The organism is Bacillus sp. RHFS10 (assembly GCF_016757475.1).
Lineage (GTDB): Bacteria > Bacillota > Bacilli > Bacillales > Bacillaceae > Bacillus > Bacillus subtilis_G.
The window spans coordinates 175,530-192,251 of the sequence record NZ_JAESPO010000005.1; the positions used below are offsets into that span (position 1 = coordinate 175,530).

The window sequence follows — 16,722 nt, forward strand, 5'->3', positions numbered from 1 at the left end:
GATATAGAAATTAGGAGGGGATTGGTTTGTTTAAAAAACTTCATATAAAGATTGCTGTTTTTGTTTCGATCATGTTAATTGTCACAGTTGTTCTTTTAATGCTGTCTTCTTATCTGACGCTGAAACCGATGATTACAGAGGATGGGAAAAATACAACTCAAAACGTGACGCAGTCACTTGAACAAAATATTGAATTGCAATTAAAGAGTTATGCCATATCGTTATCGAGATTGGCTAATGGGGAATTAACTCGTACATTTGTAACAAAACCAAGTAAAGAAGCTTCTCGGCTGTTTAACGATGATATTAAACAAATCAAAGATAACGATGATTATGTTGCGATGGCTTACATAGGCACCGCAAAAAAAGAAATGTTTACATATCCGAAAGCCGATTTTGCTGATGATTATGATCCGACATCGAGACCATGGTATAAGCTTGCAGCTGAAACCCCGGACCAAGTCGTTTGGACGGAACCTTATCAAGATGTCGTGACAGGAGATATGATTGTCACAGCATCAAAAGCGGTTCTTGACGGGCAAAAAGTGATGGGGGTTGCCAGCTACGATTTGAAACTCTCTGCCATCCAGAGCATGGTCAATAAGCAAAAGGTGCCTTACAAGGGATTTGCCTTTTTAGCTGATGCGAGCGGCAATCTTTTAGCACACCCGTCAAACCAAGGAAAAAACATATCAAAGGATCAAACACTGAAAACCATTGCATCTGAGAAAAAAGGGATACAGGATGAAAATGGGAAAATGATTGTGTACCAAACGATTGGTGAAACGGGCTGGAAAGTCGGAACGCAATTTGATACCGATAAATTAATGTGGATTTCCGATAAAATGAATCGGGCGAATCTTTGGATATCATTGATTGCGCTTATCGCTACGATCATTCTCAGCTACTTCCTGGCCAAAACGATAACCGGTCCGATACAGCAGCTGATCGCAAAAACGAAGGCAGTTTCCGAAGGCGATTTAACCGTTCATGCTGAATCAAAATCCAAGGATGAAGTCGGGATTTTAACAAGAGATTTTAATCAGATGGTTGAAAATATGAAGGATATGGTTGAACAAGTGAGACTATCTTCAGGGAAAGTATCTGATACCTCTGAGCAGTTAACAGTTGTCTCTGCGGAAACAAATGAAACAAGCGGACAAATTGCAAAAGCGATTGAAGAAGTAGCTGCAGGGGCATCAGAACAGGCTTCTGAAGTAGAGACTATTAACGAAAAATCAGAAAGTCTGTCAACTAAAATCAGACAAATTGCTGCGGAGGCAGGCGGAATGAAAGAACGCTCAAAATCGTCTGAGAATGCAAGCTATAAAGGACTTGACGCGCTCGGCCAGCTGCTGATGAAGTCAAACGAAGCCAACACGGAAACGAAAAAGGTTGAAACGATGCTGCTTGATTTAGAAAATCAAACAAAGAATATCGAAGAAGTCGTTACAGCTATTTCAAATATTTCTGATCAAACGAACTTGCTTGCTTTAAATGCCAGCATTGAGGCAGCCAGAGCCGGAGAAAGCGGACGCGGCTTTGCCGTCGTAGCTGAAGAAGTGAGAAAGCTTGCCGAGCAATCAGCGCTTTCTACAAAGCATATCAGCGAGACTGTGAAGCTTATCCAGGTTGAGACGAAAGAGGCCTCTCACGCAATGGTTGAGGCAAGCAGAATGAATGATGAACAAAACAGTGCCATTCATGAGACTGGAGAGGTATTAAACACGATTACCGTGGAAATGCAGTCACTGGTTCAAGGCATTGATCACATTTACGAAGAAATTCAAAGAATGAGTGAAGAGCAGCTCGCGATTTCTGAAGCGATTCAAAGTATTTCGGCCATATCACAGGAATCGGCAGCTGCAGCAGAGGAAGTGAATGCATCAACTGATGAACAGCTGATCACCCTTGATAAAGTCAAACACTCAACGGAAACATTAAAGCATGCAAGTCAAGAGCTAATGAGCACAATTACGAAATTCACATTGTAATCCAATTAAATCCCCAAAAACTTGGGGATTTTTTTATTTTAAGAGTTACTATAAGATAAATAGATATGGTAGTCTAGAAAATGAAGGAAATATGATAAATTTTAACTAAAATCAAAACGAAACATCTGGGAGGAATGACCTTGAAAAAAACAATTGGTTTTATCGGTCTTGGAGTGATGGGAAAAAGCATGGCATCACATATTCTGAATGACGGCCATCCTGTATTGGTGTACACCCGGACAAAAGAAAAAGCAGACAGCATACTGCAAAAAGGCGCAGTATGGAAAGAAACAGTCAAAGATCTTTCAAAAGAAGCGGATGTTATCATAACAATGGTCGGCTATCCCAGTGATGTTGAAGAAGTGTATTTCGGAAGCAGCGGGATTATTGAAAACGCAAAAGAAGGCGCGTATCTCATTGATATGACCACATCTAAACCTTCGCTTGCGAAGAAGATTGCTGAAGCAGCCAAAGAAAAAGCATTGTTCGCTTTAGATGCCCCTGTTTCCGGCGGAGATATCGGTGCACAAAACGGAACACTCGCGATTATGGTTGGCGGAGAAAAAGATGCATTTGAAGCCTGCATGCCGATTTTCTCTTTAATGGGAGAAAATATTCAATATCAAGGACAGGCTGGAAGCGGACAGCATACCAAAATGTGTAATCAGATTGCAATCGCAGCCGGCATGATCGGTGTGGCGGAAGCGATGGCATATGCTCAAAAATCAGGCCTGCAGCCGGAAAATGTCCTGAAAAGCATCACAACGGGCGCAGCCGGAAGCTGGTCATTGTCAAATCTTGCTCCCCGTATGCTGCAAGACAACTTTGAACCGGGTTTTTATGTGAAGCATTTTATTAAAGATATGGGAATTGCGTTGGAGGAAGCGGAATTAATGGGAGAAGAAATGCCAGGCTTGTCCCTTGCGAAATCCTTATATGACAAGCTCGCTGCACAAGGCGAAGAAAACAGCGGGACTCAAAGTATATATAAGCTTTGGGTGAAATGAAAAAAGATTGCCTGTACGGTACAGGCAATCTTTTTTGTATTATTTTCCGATAAATTGCTGTGTCCAGATGCTTCCGGACTCAACGTAACCGACACCAATATGAGTAAAGTTAGCGTTTAGAATGTTTTTTCTGTGTCCTTCACTGTTCATCCAAGCTTTTACTACTTCTTCTGGCGTTTTTTGACCCTTAGCGATGTTTTCACCTGCTGTTTTGTAGCTGATACCGAAAGATTTCATCATATCAAACGGTGAGCCGTAAGTTGGGCTTTGGTGGTCAAAATAGTTCTTGTCTTTCATATCTTGAGATTTTGCGCGTGCAGATTTGCTTAACGTTTCATCAATTTGAAGCGGCTTTAAGCCTTGTTTTTGTCTTTCTGCATTTGTAAGCTCAACAACTTTTTTCTCATACGCGCTTACAGATGAAGGCGCAGATGTTGTTTTGTTTGTTTTTTCAGCAGCAGCAGGTGCTTTAGCAGCAGTGTTTTTTTCAGCAGCTGCTTTTTCTGTAGTTTTTTGCGCAGGTTTTGCAGTCTCTGTCTTTTGAACATCTTGAATGTTCATGTTAGACTGCTTCGCATGTTTTTGAAGAAGCTGCTTAAGCTCTTTTTCATTTGCAGCGTTTAATGTTTTGATATTTGTTTTAATATGAAGTTTTTTTACTATATCGTTAAGGGACATGTTTTGCACTGTGTTCCCCATTTTCACCTTTACCACATGCTGGCAGGAGAGTTCTTTCGCTGATGCTTGCTGTACGCCCCCGAATGTGAATAATCCAACCGCAGCGGCAGCAGATAAAATAAATGCTTTCTTCATTAGTTCATAACCTCCTAGAGTTGTTTGTTGCTACAAAAAAATCATAACATAGCTTTTTTGTCATAAAGTATCCATCACTTCCCTTTGACAAAGAGAGATTGTCATTTTTGTAACCAATGTGTGCTGAATCCTTGAAAAGCAGGGAATCAGCTGCAAATCATGTTTTATCACACTGTTACATGTATTCCTTTTTTTTGAATCGTTAGTTAAATTTAAATATGTTTTTATATTGACAGTTTTTTTTATTCCTTTTTGCTGTAACAACTATTACAAAGGTGTTACAATTAATCTCAGTATATGTAAATATATTGAATGATCTGAGAGGGGTAACCAGAAGTGACTGAAATAGGACGTGAACCAAAGAAAAAGAGCAAAGGAAACAGAGCGATCAGAATGAACCTTTTTTTCCTTGCTGTCTTTCTTCTATTCACTGCATTAATCTTTAAGCTTGGCGTTGTTCAAATTGTTGAAGGTGAACAGCATGAAGAAGACGCTGAGGTAGCAAATGCAAAAACAGCGTATTATCCCGCGCCTCGAGGGAAGATGTATGACAGAAATCAGAAAGTTGCTGTCGATAACCAGAGCGTGCCTGAAATTGTGTATGTATCAACATCGAGCACAAAAACAGAGGATAAAATCAAAACAGCGAAGAAGCTTGCTGCTTTCATTCATATTGATACCGAATTTTTGAAGGATAGAGATTTGCGTGATTACTGGATCGCATCCCATCCGAAAAAAGCTGCCGCTCTGCTTAAGGAATCTGAAAGCGATCTAAAAGGGGCTGAGGCTTACAAGCTCCAAATTGAGCGTGTTGCGGATGAAGATTTGAAGGCTATTCAGCGAAATGACGAAGAAATGGAAATCGCAGCGATATATACAAGGTTTTCAAGCGGTAATGCTTACGAACCTCAAATCGTAAAGGCGATGAACCCAAATGAAAGCAACAGCAATGGAAAAAACGGAACGCTGCTTGATGAGAAGAAAAGCTCCAGCCAAAGACCAAAAAATGACTTAACATATGATGAAATTTCAATTGTTTCTGAGCATTTAGAAGAGCTTCCGGGGATTGACATCGTAAACGATTGGACACGAAAATATCCTTATGACAAAACCCTCTATTCCGTTTTCGGAGGCGTCACAACACCTGAACAGGGCCTGCTGAGCGACCGGAAAGATTTCTACTTAACAAGAGGCTATGCGAATAATGACAGAGTGGGGAAAAGTTATTTAGAGTATCAATATGAAGACTACTTAAATTCCCATAAAGAAAAAGTGCAATACGTAGAAGACAATAAAGGAAATGTCGTCAGCCAAAAAACCATTGATAAAGGCAGCAGGGGATACGATCTACGGCTTTCTTTCGATATGGAGCTTCAGGCAAAGATAGAAAAAATTATTGAAGAAGAAGTGAGAAACAGCCGTGCACGCGGAAACTATATGCTTGACCGGGCCTTTGTTGTGATGATGGATCCGAATAACGGCGATATTTTGTCGATGGCAGGAAAAAAGATAGATTTAGAAACAAATAAAGTTCAAGATTATGCAATAGGAGCATTCACAACCCAATATGAAATGGGTTCAGCAGTAAAGGGTGCGACTGTACTTGCCGGCTATCAGGACGGGATTCCGCATTATAAATATTTCTTTGATGGGCCGATGTATTTAGGAACAAATCTCATAAAAAAATCCTATACCAACATGGGAACCATCAATGAATTAACCGCTTTGCAAAAAAGCTCTAACGTATATATGTTTAATGTCGCCATGCACATTGCAGGTGTAACATATAAGCCGCATGGACCTCTGCCTGCTGATCAGAAGGATTTGAATAAAATGAGAAATTATTACAGTCAGTTTGGCCTGGGTGTAAAGACAGGTATTGATCTGCCTCAGGAATCAGCCGGTATGCAAACCACGCCTGATGCTGTAGGGGGATTAATATTAGACTTGGCAATCGGTCAATACGATACATACACACCGCTTCAAATGGCGCAGTACATTTCATCCATAGCCAACGGAGGCTATCGTATTCAGCCAAGAATTGTTACAAGTGTTCATGAGCCCAGCAATAAAGACGGTCTCGGAAAAACAATTGAACAACGAAAGCCAAACATTCTCAATAAAATTAACAATACAGAAAGTGATATACAGCAGGTAAAGACTGGAATGAAATTAGTTACCGCTTCAGGGACTGCTAAAAATACGTTTACAGAAGATGTTTCTGGAAAAACAGGAACAGCGGAAACATTTTACTACGGCACGAACCGTAATTGGTGGGGGAAAAAAACATATAACCTAACTTTTGTAGGCTATTACCCGTCGAAAAATCCAAAAGTGGCTTTCAGTGTCGTTGTACCTTCTGTAGCAAACGACCACGATCCAATTAACAAACTCATTGCCAAAAGAGCTATTCACGCTTACGCAGAGCTCGAAAAGAAACACAATAAAAAGTAAAAAGAGGGTGCACATCTGAAAGATTGTGCGCCCTTTCATTTATTCAAAAATTGACGTTCACTATAAGAATAGAAGGAGAATACTCATTTTCTAGCGAATCATACTAGGTAAAAGTCAATCTGTATATGTGAAACAAGATGATCATGCAAAGGAGGGATTCTGTGGAACAGGATACGCAGCATGTTAAACCATTTCAAACAAAAACCGATATTCATGCAGTCTTGGCCTCTAATGGACGCATCATTTATATATCTGCCAACTCCAAACTGCATTTGGGCTATCTCCAAGGAGAGATGATCGGATCATTCCTCAAAACGTTCCTGCATGAGGAAGACCAATTTTTAGTTGAAAGCTATTTTTATAATGAACATCACCTGATGCCGTGTACCTTTCGTTTTATAAAAAAAGACCATACAATTGTGTGGGTGGAGGCTGCGGTAGAAATTGTTACGACAAGAGCTGAGCGGACAGAACGGGAAATCATTTTGAAAATGAAAGTTCTTGAAGAAGAAACAGGCCATCAATCCCTAAACTGCGAAAAACATGAAATCGAGCCTGCAAGCCCGGAATCGACTACATATATAACGGATGATTATGAGCGGTTAGTTGAAAATCTCCCGAGTCCGCTATGCATCAGTGTCAAAGGCAAGATCGTCTATGCAAACAGCGCAATGCTTTCAATGCTCGGAGCGAAAAGCAAGGATGCTATTATTGGCAAATGGTCCTATGAATTTATTGAAGAAGAATATCACGATATCGTGAAAAACAGGATTATACGAATGCAAAAAGGAATGGAAGTCGGAATGATTGAACAGACGTGGAAAAGGCTTGATGGCACACCTGTTCATTTAGAAGTGAAAGCGTCCCCGACCGTCTACAAAAACCAGCAGGCTGAACTGCTGCTGCTGATCGATATCTCTTCAAGAAAAAAATTCCAAACTATCCTGCAAAAAAGCCGTGAACGATATCAGCTGCTCATTCAAAATTCAATCGATACCATTGCGGTGATTCATAATGGAAAATGGGTGTTTATGAATGAGTCGGGAATTTCACTGTTTGAAGCGGCTACCTATGAGGATTTAATTGGCAAAAACATATATGATCAGCTGCACCCTTGCGATCATGAGGACGTAAAAGAGAGAATTCAAAACATCGCCGAGCAAAAAACAGAATCAGAAATTGTCAAGCAATCCTGGTTCACCTTCCAGAACAGGGTCATTTATACGGAGATGGTCTGCATTCCGACGACCTTTTTTGGTGAAGCGGCTGTCCAAGTCATTCTTCGGGACATTTCTGAGAGAAAACAAACAGAAGAATTGATGCTGCAATCGGAAAAATTATCAATCGCAGGGCAGCTCGCGGCGGGAATCGCCCATGAGATCCGCAACCCGCTGACAGCGATCAAAGGATTTTTGCAGCTGATGAAACCGACAATGGAAGAAAATGAACATTACTTTGATATTGTGTTTTCTGAACTCAGCCGCATTGAATTAATACTCAGTGAGCTTCTCATGCTGGCGAAACCCCAGCAAAATGCCGTTAAAGAATATTTGAACCTGAAAAAATTAATAGGTGAGGTCTCGGCCCTGCTGGAAACGCAGGCAAATTTGAATGGCATTTTTATCAGAACCAGCTATGAAAGAGACAGCATTTATATAAACGGGGATCAGAATCAATTAAAGCAGGTATTCATTAATTTAATTAAAAATGCGGTTGAATCAATGCCTGACGGGGGAACAGTAGACATTATCATAACTGAGGATGAGCATTCTGTTCATGTCACTGTCAAAGATGAAGGGGAAGGCATACCTGAAAAGGTGCTGAACCGAATTGGAGAACCATTTTTAACGACAAAAGAAAAAGGCACGGGGCTTGGACTGATGGTTACATATAATATCATTGAAAATCATCAGGGAGTCATCCATGTAGACAGCCAGCCGGAAAAAGGCACAGCGTTTAAAATTTCATTCCCAAAAAAATAAAACAACGGCTTAAACGCCGTTGTTTATCGTCTGCATGGATTCCCGTTTTTTTAATACAAATATTTCTAAGCGGTCCAGCCCTTCTCTTAGCGTGTCCAGCGAGTATGCGAAAGACAGTCTCACATATCCTTCACCATACTTTGAGAATGAGCTGCCCGGCACGAGTGCCACACCAGCATCCTCCAAAAGAGCCATACTAAAATCAAATGAAGACATTCCAAATGATTTAATAGAAGGGAAGATATAAAACGCGCCTGACGGTTTGACAACGTCAAGTCCCATGGAAACAAGGCGGTCATACACATAGTCCAGACGTTTTTTGTATTGTTCCCTCATAATCAGGGCGTCGTCAAAGCCGTTTGTCACAGCTTCAAGCGCGGCTTTTTGAGAAATCGATGACGCACATGACACATTGTATTGATGAACCTTTAAAATGTGCTTTGCGATGTTTTTCGGCGCGAATAAAAATCCAATTCTCCAGCCAGTCATGCTGTGTGATTTTGACAAGCCGTTAATGACAATCGTTTGATCCCGCAAATGCGTAGCGATGGAGTAATGCGGTCTGTCATATGTTAATTCGCTGTATATTTCATCAGACAATACGAAGACATTTCTGCCTTTTAAAAGGGCGGCGATGCTTTTCAGCTCTTCATCAGATAAAGTCACACCGGTAGGATTTGACGGATAAGGAAGCACGACACACTTGGTGTTAGGAGTCAGAGCATCTTCAATCAGGCGGGCAGTAAGCTTAAAGCCGTGTGACCTGGTATCAACAATAACAGGCTTAGCGCCGCACAAATTGATAATAGGTTCATAGCCTGGATAAATCGGGCCTGGCATAATCACTTCATCACCGGGCGATAAAATCGTCCGGAATGCAGCATCAATGGCTTGACTTGCGCCTGTTGTGATGATGATTTCAGATTCAGCATCATAGTTGAAATCCGCTTTTTTCTTCATATAAATCTGTACTGCTTGTCTCAGCTCAAGATAGCCGGCGTTCGGAGTATATGACGTCACGTTTTCATCAATGGCTTTTTTTGCGGCAGCTTTCACATGATGCGGCGTAAAAAAATCAGGCTGGCCGATTGTAAGTGAAATGACATCTTCGTGTTGAGCTACAAGATTTGAGAATTTGCGTATTCCTGAAATTTCAATCTCTCTTGCTTTCGGATTCAGCAAATGTTCCATAATTCATCACCTTAACAAATATAATGAGTTTATCCTATTTTACCACTAGCTGACCATTTGTCATCTTTTTAGCCGATATATTTCGATTGTATGCACCTTTTTTCTAAACATACCTTTCTTTACAGAAAAAAGAAGACAACCAGCGCTTTGATTGTCTTTATTGTATCATGTTCTATTATTGTTTATATGTGCCGATTTCATTAATAACCATAATCAAAATGAAGGTCTTTGTGCCAAATCATATACGGGGGATGCTCTTCTTGAAGGTCAGCTGATTTTTTCTTCATATCCAGGTAAGTCTCTTCACTGATATCTTCTAAAACAGTCATTTCATTTACTTTAAATATTACTAAGGTACCCATTATTTACACCCTTCTTTGGAAAAATCCTTGACTATTTTATCACTGCTAGTTGGAAAGTCAATGGTTATTAGGAAAAAAGTTTCTTTTTTTAAGAAACGCGGCAAGACGCTATCCGAATCCGATTTTGAAGAGCCATGCCATTCACTTTTTACAATTTACGCCGATATATACAGTACAATACTGAATGCGAATAGCGAGGGATTGAAGTGTCGTTACAACAATACGAGATTTTATTGGATTCTGGTACAAATGAATTAGAAATTGTGAAGTTTGGCGTGGGCGATAATGCTTTCGGAATTAACGTCATGAAGGTAAGGGAAATTATTCAGCCAGTCGAGGTGACAACAGTGCCTCACTCCCATCAGCATGTAGAAGGCATGATTAAGATCAGAGGAGAAATTCTCCCTGTGATCAGCCTCTTCTCATTTTTTGGAGTTGAGCCTGATGGATCAAAAGACGAGAAATATATCGTGACTGAATTTAATAAACGGAAAATTGTTTTCCATGTCGGCTCTGTTTCTCAAATTCACAGAGTATCCTGGGAAGCAATTGAAAAGCCGACATCGTTAAATCAAGGAATGGAGCGGCACCTTACCGGAATTATTAAGCTCGAAGACTTGATGATCTTTTTGCCTGACTATGAAAAAATTATTTATGACATTGAATCAGACTCAGGTGTGGATACGTACAATATGCATACCGAGGGCTTCGATCAAAGAAGAGCTGATAAAAAGCTTATCATTGTAGAGGACTCACCGCTTTTGATGCGTCTTTTGCAGGATGAGTTAAAAGAAGCAGGGTACAACAATGTTTCTTCGTTTGAAAACGGAAAAGAGGCTTATGAGTACATTATGAACCTTGCTGAAAACGAAACGGATTTATCAGAACAGATTGATATGATCATCACTGATATTGAAATGCCAAAAATGGACGGACACAGGCTCACAAAGCTGTTGAAGGAAAATCCGAAAAGCTCAGAAGTTCCGGTTATGATTTTCTCATCGTTAATTACCGATGATTTGCGCCACCGCGGAGAAGTCGTTGGCGCAGATGAGCAAATCAGCAAGCCTGAGATCAGTGATTTGATTAAAAAAGTGGATACGTATGTTATCGAATAAATAAAAACAGCCGGTGCCCGAAGGGGCTACGGCTGTTTTTATTTTAAAAGTAACTCTCGCCGAGTTTTTTAAAGACGGGTTTATGATAAGCTGGCTGCTGGCGATTTGTCACAAGCGGCTTTTCTTTCATGCCGACATATTCTTGCAATAGGTGTTTCGCCTTTGTTAAAGACATTTGAGCTTTAGGATTTCGGTACGATTGATTAAGTGTACCTAAATGCGGAAGATGTTCGAAGTCTTCTTTAGTTGGAGGCATGTGAAAATAGTAGTCTCCGATTGAGATAAGCACGTCCGATTGCTGTTGGCTGAACCTTGGATTTTTTGAAAAATGAAGCCCTATTTTCTTTCCTTTACCTTCTTTGACAAGCTTTTGTAAAGCCCGTTTTTTCAGCAGATATAGGTATTTAGGGTTGGGGGCGGTTTTTGCATGGCGGTTCACTGTGTAAACTGCTTTTGAAAGATTTTCTACGGTTGGCTGCAGATCTTTCGTATATGCATGGTCGTCCATTATTTCTCTCCTTTGCTCTTATCAAGTTCTATATGATTAGATTATACTTTTTTAAAGTTGAAATGCAAATATTGATTGTAAAAATGCGCTTTTTTCTGAGAAAAAAAGCGCATTTATAACCTATATTATACAGATATTATACAGATTTTGCTTTCTTTTTGGGCTGCTCTTGAAATGCTTCTTGAACGTTCACTTCCACAGCCTGTGCACTGTATTTTGGCAGTGCAACAAAATAAAAAATAAAAACAATCAAGGTGATAACGCCCATGCCGTAATAAAGATAATCAATGTTTGAAACGAACTTAGGGAATAACAGCGCAACTAAGCCGAGTGTCAGAGACTGTGCAAACATCATAAAAGGGTCCTGCAAGCCGCTTACACGTCCCATCAGCTTAGGGTGAACAATCTTTGGCATCCAGCCTCCGATAGCAATGTTGACCGGTCCGATGCACATTCCCAGGGCAAAAGATGCCGCGTAATACACCCATAAAACATTTGTATAGCCGAGGACGAAAATCAACAAACCCGCAATGAAAATCGGTATCGACATTAAAAAGTGAGGTTTCACTTTTTTTGAGATGATTGTGCCGATAACACTTCCCGCCAGCAGCCCAAAACCGAGTGCGATCGTAAATACAGACGTATGCCATTCATAACGGTCAGGCGCCAATCCATATTTCATTGTAAACATCGGCAATACGGCGAATCCCCCGTTGACAAATCCAAAAATGAAGAAGCCGAAAATCAGAGATGCCAGCAGTTTGTTTTTTGAAATATAGAGAATGCCTTCCCTAAAATCATTTATTGAATCTTTAACAGAAGCTTTTCTCCAGCTGAATGCACCATTTGGCTGTCGGGCTTCCTTTGGAATTCGGCAGCTGCGGATCAGGAGCCCGGAAATGATAAAGCTGACAAAATCGAGAATAATGGCGCCTTCAATGCCGATTGTGTTGTACATAAAAGCACCTATTCCGACTCCGAACACCATAAAAATACTAAAAAGCATCTGATTAAGCCCAGCCGCTTTCGCATAATGCTCCTTCGGCAGAATGGCTTGTACCAAACTGTTTTCTGCCGGAAAGAAAAACTTTGTTACAGCGCTTCTGACAAATAAAATACAGAAAACAAGAGGAATATTGCCGGTAAATAAAGTGAAAAAAAGGACGACAGTCAGGCCTGCTCTAATCCAATCGCAGTTTTCCGCTACCTTTTTTCTGTCAAACCGGTCCGCGACGACTCCCACGATCAGAAATACAAATACGGTCGGGAGAGAATACATCAGCTCTGCCAAGGTCGTATATGAAGGCTGGCTGCTGAAGCGGTCCAGCAAGAAAAAAGCAAATGCCATGTTGCCTACTGTCGTGCCCATTTGAGAAGCGAGTGCTGCGAAAAATAGACGAACAAAATTACGATTTTTAAATATATCCATAAAAACGCTCCTTACCCTAAAGGTCCCACTTTATCATATTATAAACCGCCTGTTTTTGAAACAAATAAGAAAACATTACCGGTTAATGGTGACTCTTGTTCCGTTTGGCACAATTGAAGCGAGTTCGATCACGTCTTTGTTATGCATGCGAATGCAGCCTTTAGAGACAGCCTTGCCAATCGAAGAGGGATTATTCGTCCCGTGTATTCCGTAGTGCTGCTTAGAAAGGCTTAGCCAATAGGCGCCGAATGGGCCGCCGGGATTGCGCTGCCGATTAATAATATAAAACTCGCCAGTCGGTGTTTGGGTCAGTATTTTACCGACCGCAATCGGATAGGTTTTGATTGTTTGATCATTCTGGAAGAGCGTAAGGGTCTTCGCACCGATTGAGACTGATATATGATATGGAATCGTATTAGGGTCCGGCAGCCCGGGGATGGCAATGGACTGTCCCGCAGTGAGCCCTGCCTGCAGTGACGGATTAGCCTTGAGCAATGCAGCGGCGCTGATTCTGAAATCAGCCGCGATGCTGTTTAGTGTTTCACCTTGCTTTACTTGGTACGTAAGCAGTTTCCTCATCCTCTCTTTTTTACTTATAGGTATTGATGAGGAGCCCATCCTGCTACATTAATTTGCGCTTTTTAAGGTAAAGACAGTGATTTCAGGCTTGGCTAGAAACCGCAAAGGCAGTCTGGTCATCCCGAGGCCTCGGTTTACGTAAATATGAGTGCTGCCTGTTTGATACATTCCCTCTGTGTAGACCTTTCCATAAGGAGGCGTAATAATCGGGCCGTAAAAAGGAAGCTGAATCTGGCCGCCGTGTGTATGTCCGGAAAGCTGAAGATTCACCGGATAGCCTGTTGTTTTTAACGCTGCATCAGGCTCATGGACGAGCAGAATAGAAAAAAGTCTGTCGCTTAGCCTTGAAAGGATGCCTTCATAGTCCGGGCTTCCTAGCATTAAGTCATCAAGTGACGCAATCTCGATTTCGCTGCCATCTGCAAGCGACAATGTTTCATACCCATTGCGGTATACCGTAAAACCGCCGGCCGTCATCAGGCTTTTGTAAACGGCAGTTCCATAGCCTCCGTGATCATGATTGCCGTAAATACAAAACTTGCCAAAGGGCGCATGTAGTTTTCTCAATAATGGAATAACTGCCTGGTGTTGCTGGTACGTATCAGGATTATCGATGATATCACCTGTAAACACAATGAGATCAGGTTTATATTCATTAATTGACTGGATAACAGTCTTTAAATCTTCAAGAGTAAAAGAATCACTCAAGTGTGTATCACTAAACTGCACGATTTTAAAACCGTCAAATCCGTGCGGGATGAGAGAGCTTTTGATTGTGTGTTCGGTTGTCTCGATCATATGCGGCTCCAGATATCTGGCATAGCCGTATCCGCCGCCGGCCGCTAAAGCCCCGGCAGCAAGAGCGCCGAACGTTCCTTTCAAAAATTGCCTTCTGGACATCTTTTTCATTTTCAAACCAACCTTTAATAGAGTTTTTCTATTATATCATCTGTATCTTGAAAAAATCTCATGTGAGCATGTACTGACAGAGGCAGGCATATAATGATAGAATAATATTGAATGAACACTCATTCATGACAAAGGGGGAGAAACATGGAAAAAAAGACGGTTATTATTACCGGCGGGTCAAGCGGCATGGGAAAAGCAATGGCAAAAAAACAGGCTGAATTAGGCTGGTACGTTATGGTGACAGGGAGGAACGAGGAAGCACTTGAGGAAACGAAACGAGACATTGAAACCTTTGAGGGGCAGGTCGCCTGTTTTCAAATGGATGTCCGTTCTGATTCAGCCGCTTCAGACATGATGACAGAAGCGATAAAAACCTTTGGCCGGCTTGATGCGCTGATTAACAATGCGGCCGGAAATTTTATTTGCCCGGCAGAAAAGCTGACGCCAAATGGATGGAAAGCCGTTATTGAGATTGTTTTAAACGGCACATTCTTTTGCAGCCAAGCTGCAGCCAGACATTGGATCGAACAGCAGCAGAAGGGTGTCATTTTAAATATGGCCGCCACATACGCTTGGGGAGCGGGGGCGGGGGTCGTCCATTCCGCTGCAGCCAAAGCAGGGGTATTGTCACTGACAAGAACGCTGGCCGTGGAGTGGGGGAGCCAATACGGAATCCGCACAAACGCGATAGCCCCCGGTCCTATTGAACGAACAGGCGGTGCGGAGAAACTATTTGAATCGGAAAAAGCGATGACACGTACCATGAACAGTGTACCGCTCGGCCGGCTGGGCACACCGGAGGAAATCGCCGCTTTGGCTGCGTTTTTGCTTTCTGACGAAGCATCTTATATAAACGGGGATTGTATCACAATGGATGGAGGGCAATGGCTGAATCCTTATCCGTTTTAAAGCATATTAATCTTTGGATTCAATGTGGTATAATCAGACAAAGATAGAGAAGCAGGTGATAACATGTTGGATCCACTTGATATTTTAACGAACATTGATGATGTCCTTCCATATTACCAGGCGATTTTCAGTGCCGAGGAACAGAAGATCATCGGTTATGAGGTGCTTGGACGAATTCTGGCAGATTCGGAAATCCAAAGTCTCGGTCCCTTCTTTTTAGACGCTGGGATACCCGAAGAATATAAATTAGAGGTTGATAACAGAATTATCCGCCAAGCTCTTGACTGCTTTTTAGAGGCGGATTCTGATCTGCTGATTTTTATGAATCAGGATGCCAATCTGCTGATGCTTGATCATGGTGAAAGCTTTCTGGAGCTTTTGAAAGAGTATGAAGCAAAGGGAATCGAACTTCATCGTTTTGTGCTTGAAATTACGGAGCACAATTTTGAAGGGGATATGGAACAGCTCTACCATATGCTTGCCTACTATCGTACATACGGAATTAAAATCGCAGTTGATAACATCGGGAAAGAAAGCAGCAACCTGGACAGAATCGCACTGCTTTCACCAGATCTGTTAAAAATCGATTTGCAGGCGCTGAAAGTATCACAGCCGTCACCGTCATATGAGCATGTGCTGTACAGTATATCTTTATTAGCGAGAAAAATCGGTGCGGCGCTGCTGTTTGAAGACATTGAAGCGAACTTCCAGCTTCAGTACGCTTGGAGAAACGGAGGCCGCTATTTTCAGGGGTATTACTTGTTGTCTCCATCTGAAAAGTTTCTAGAGAGAGATGTATTGAAGCGAAGACTTAAGACTGAATTTCACCAATTTATTACACATGAGAAAAAGAAGCTTGAAACCGTCCATGAGCACTCTGAACAGTTTTACAAACGAGTGCATCAAGCTGTGACATCTTTAAGAAAAAACAATCTGTCTTCTGATGATGACTTTATTAAAAAGCTGGCGGAAGAGCTGACAGATTGCAGCTTTAGAATTTACATGTGTGATGAAGAAGGCGATCAGCTGACGGGAAATGTGTTTAAACAAGATGGAGAATGGATTTACCAGCCGGAATACGCGGAAAAGAATTGGAGCTGGCGTCCTTATTTTCTGGAGAACATTATGAGAATGAGAAATCTCAGAAAAGGGTTTTTCAGTGATCTGTACAGTGATTTGGAAACAGGTGAAATGATCAGAACGTTTTCGTATCCGATGGATGATCAGATGTATTTATTTATAGACTTGCCCTATTCTTATTTATATGAGCAGGATGGGTTGATTTAAGCGGCTGAAAGGCCGTTTTTTTATTAAATTGAAAAAAATATGTAAAAACGATTGACATTGATACTGATAATCATTATCATTTGTTTATAGAGAGAACCTACTCTCTGTTCCCCAACCCCTCTATCAGATCAAGATCCGAAAAAGCTTGGCGCTACCCCCGCCAAGTTTTTTTTATTTACC

The 16,722-nt window shown here is 41.4% G+C and carries 14 protein-coding genes; 7 read left to right on the top strand and 7 right to left on the bottom strand.

Going from position 1 to position 16,722, the window contains the following annotated elements:
* The first annotated feature begins 26 nt into the window (after positions 1 to 26).
* Positions 27 to 1,994, top strand: coding sequence for a methyl-accepting chemotaxis protein McpC (gene mcpC / locus JMN17_RS17240; protein WP_202328610.1), 1,968 nt, complete (start codon positions 27 to 29; stop codon positions 1,992 to 1,994).
* 140 nt (positions 1,995 to 2,134) lie between these two features.
* Positions 2,135 to 3,001, top strand: coding sequence for an NAD(P)-dependent oxidoreductase (locus JMN17_RS17245; RefSeq protein ID WP_202328611.1), 867 nt, complete (start codon positions 2,135 to 2,137; stop codon positions 2,999 to 3,001).
* A gap of 39 nt (positions 3,002 to 3,040) precedes the next feature.
* On the opposite strand, the gene JMN17_RS17250 is transcribed toward JMN17_RS17245, so the two are convergent.
* Positions 3,041 to 3,814: a CAP domain-containing protein gene (locus JMN17_RS17250; RefSeq protein WP_148963742.1), complete on the bottom strand. Its 774-nt coding sequence runs from the start codon at positions 3,812 to 3,814 to the stop codon at positions 3,041 to 3,043.
* A 336-nt stretch (positions 3,815 to 4,150) separates the two neighbouring features.
* On the opposite strand from JMN17_RS17250, the gene JMN17_RS17255 reads away from it, so the two are divergent.
* Both JMN17_RS17255 and kinA read left to right on the top strand, forming a co-directional pair.
* Positions 4,151 to 6,268, top strand: coding sequence for a peptidoglycan D,D-transpeptidase FtsI family protein (locus tag JMN17_RS17255; protein WP_202328612.1), 2,118 nt, complete (start codon positions 4,151 to 4,153; stop codon positions 6,266 to 6,268).
* A 161-nt stretch (positions 6,269 to 6,429) separates the two neighbouring features.
* Positions 6,430 to 8,250 (top strand): sporulation histidine kinase KinA, encoded by a 1,821-nt coding sequence (kinA, locus tag JMN17_RS17260; protein WP_202328613.1) that lies wholly within the window; start codon positions 6,430 to 6,432, stop codon positions 8,248 to 8,250.
* A gap of 9 nt (positions 8,251 to 8,259) precedes the next feature.
* Here the strand turns inward: kinA and JMN17_RS17265 are convergent, their stop codons facing one another.
* Complete coding sequence (locus tag JMN17_RS17265) at positions 8,260 to 9,441, bottom strand: aminotransferase A (protein WP_087991016.1); 1,182 nt, start codon at positions 9,439 to 9,441, stop codon at positions 8,260 to 8,262.
* A 200-nt stretch (positions 9,442 to 9,641) separates the two neighbouring features.
* Entirely contained in the window at positions 9,642 to 9,803 is a 162-nt protein-coding gene (locus JMN17_RS17270) for a hypothetical protein (RefSeq protein ID WP_202328614.1), read from the bottom strand.
* Positions 9,804 to 10,009: 206 nt separating this feature from the next.
* On the opposite strand from JMN17_RS17270, the gene cheV reads away from it, so the two are divergent.
* A complete protein-coding gene (gene cheV, locus JMN17_RS17275; RefSeq protein ID WP_087991018.1) occupies positions 10,010 to 10,921 on the top strand; it encodes a chemotaxis protein CheV in 912 nt (303 codons plus the stop codon).
* 43 nt (positions 10,922 to 10,964) lie between these two features.
* Here the strand turns inward: cheV and JMN17_RS17280 are convergent, their stop codons facing one another.
* The 4 genes from JMN17_RS17280 to JMN17_RS17295 form a co-directional block, all read right to left on the bottom strand.
* On the bottom strand, positions 10,965 to 11,429 hold the full coding sequence (locus tag JMN17_RS17280; protein ID WP_087991019.1) for a YkyB family protein: 465 nt from the start codon (positions 11,427 to 11,429) through the stop codon (positions 10,965 to 10,967).
* A 136-nt stretch (positions 11,430 to 11,565) separates the two neighbouring features.
* The gene (locus JMN17_RS17285; RefSeq protein ID WP_087991020.1) at positions 11,566 to 12,858 is read right to left on the bottom strand and encodes an MFS transporter; all 1,293 of its coding nucleotides are present in this window, start codon (positions 12,856 to 12,858) and stop codon (positions 11,566 to 11,568) included.
* 75 nt (positions 12,859 to 12,933) lie between these two features.
* Positions 12,934 to 13,428, bottom strand: a complete 495-nt coding sequence (locus JMN17_RS17290; RefSeq protein WP_087991048.1) for a L,D-transpeptidase family protein — start codon at positions 13,426 to 13,428, stop codon at positions 12,934 to 12,936.
* Positions 13,429 to 13,485: 57 nt separating this feature from the next.
* Positions 13,486 to 14,346: a metallophosphoesterase gene (locus tag JMN17_RS17295; protein ID WP_202328615.1), complete on the bottom strand. Its 861-nt coding sequence runs from the start codon at positions 14,344 to 14,346 to the stop codon at positions 13,486 to 13,488.
* 144 nt (positions 14,347 to 14,490) lie between these two features.
* On the opposite strand from JMN17_RS17295, the gene fadH reads away from it, so the two are divergent.
* Positions 14,491 to 15,255, top strand: a complete 765-nt coding sequence (gene fadH / locus JMN17_RS17300; protein WP_087991022.1) for a 2,4-dienoyl-CoA reductase — start codon at positions 14,491 to 14,493, stop codon at positions 15,253 to 15,255.
* A 63-nt stretch (positions 15,256 to 15,318) separates the two neighbouring features.
* Entirely contained in the window at positions 15,319 to 16,542 is a 1,224-nt protein-coding gene (locus JMN17_RS17305; protein ID WP_087991023.1) for an EAL domain-containing protein, read from the top strand.
* Positions 16,543 to 16,722: the final 180 nt, after the last annotated feature.

Bases quoted from the DNA above. Each gene is read 5' to 3' on its own strand.
- JMN17_RS17250 (WP_148963742.1), bottom strand. From the start codon at position 3,814: ATGAAGAAAGCATTTATTTTATCTGCTGCCGCTGCGGTTGGATTATTC.
- JMN17_RS17265 (WP_087991016.1), bottom strand. From the start codon at position 9,441: ATGGAACATTTGCTGAATCCGAAAGCAAGAGAGATTGAAATTTCAGGA.
- JMN17_RS17270 (WP_202328614.1), bottom strand. From the start codon at position 9,803: ATGGGTACCTTAGTAATATTTAAAGTAAATGAAATGACTGTTTTAGAA.
- JMN17_RS17280 (WP_087991019.1), bottom strand. From the start codon at position 11,429: ATGGACGACCATGCATATACGAAAGATCTGCAGCCAACCGTAGAAAAT.
- JMN17_RS17285 (WP_087991020.1), bottom strand. From the start codon at position 12,858: ATGGATATATTTAAAAATCGTAATTTTGTTCGTCTATTTTTCGCAGCA.
- JMN17_RS17295 (WP_202328615.1), bottom strand. From the start codon at position 14,346: ATGAAAAAGATGTCCAGAAGGCAATTTTTGAAAGGAACGTTCGGCGCT.
- fadH (WP_087991022.1), top strand. From the start codon at position 14,491: ATGGAAAAAAAGACGGTTATTATTACCGGCGGGTCAAGCGGCATGGGA.
- JMN17_RS17305 (WP_087991023.1), top strand. From the start codon at position 15,319: ATGTTGGATCCACTTGATATTTTAACGAACATTGATGATGTCCTTCCA.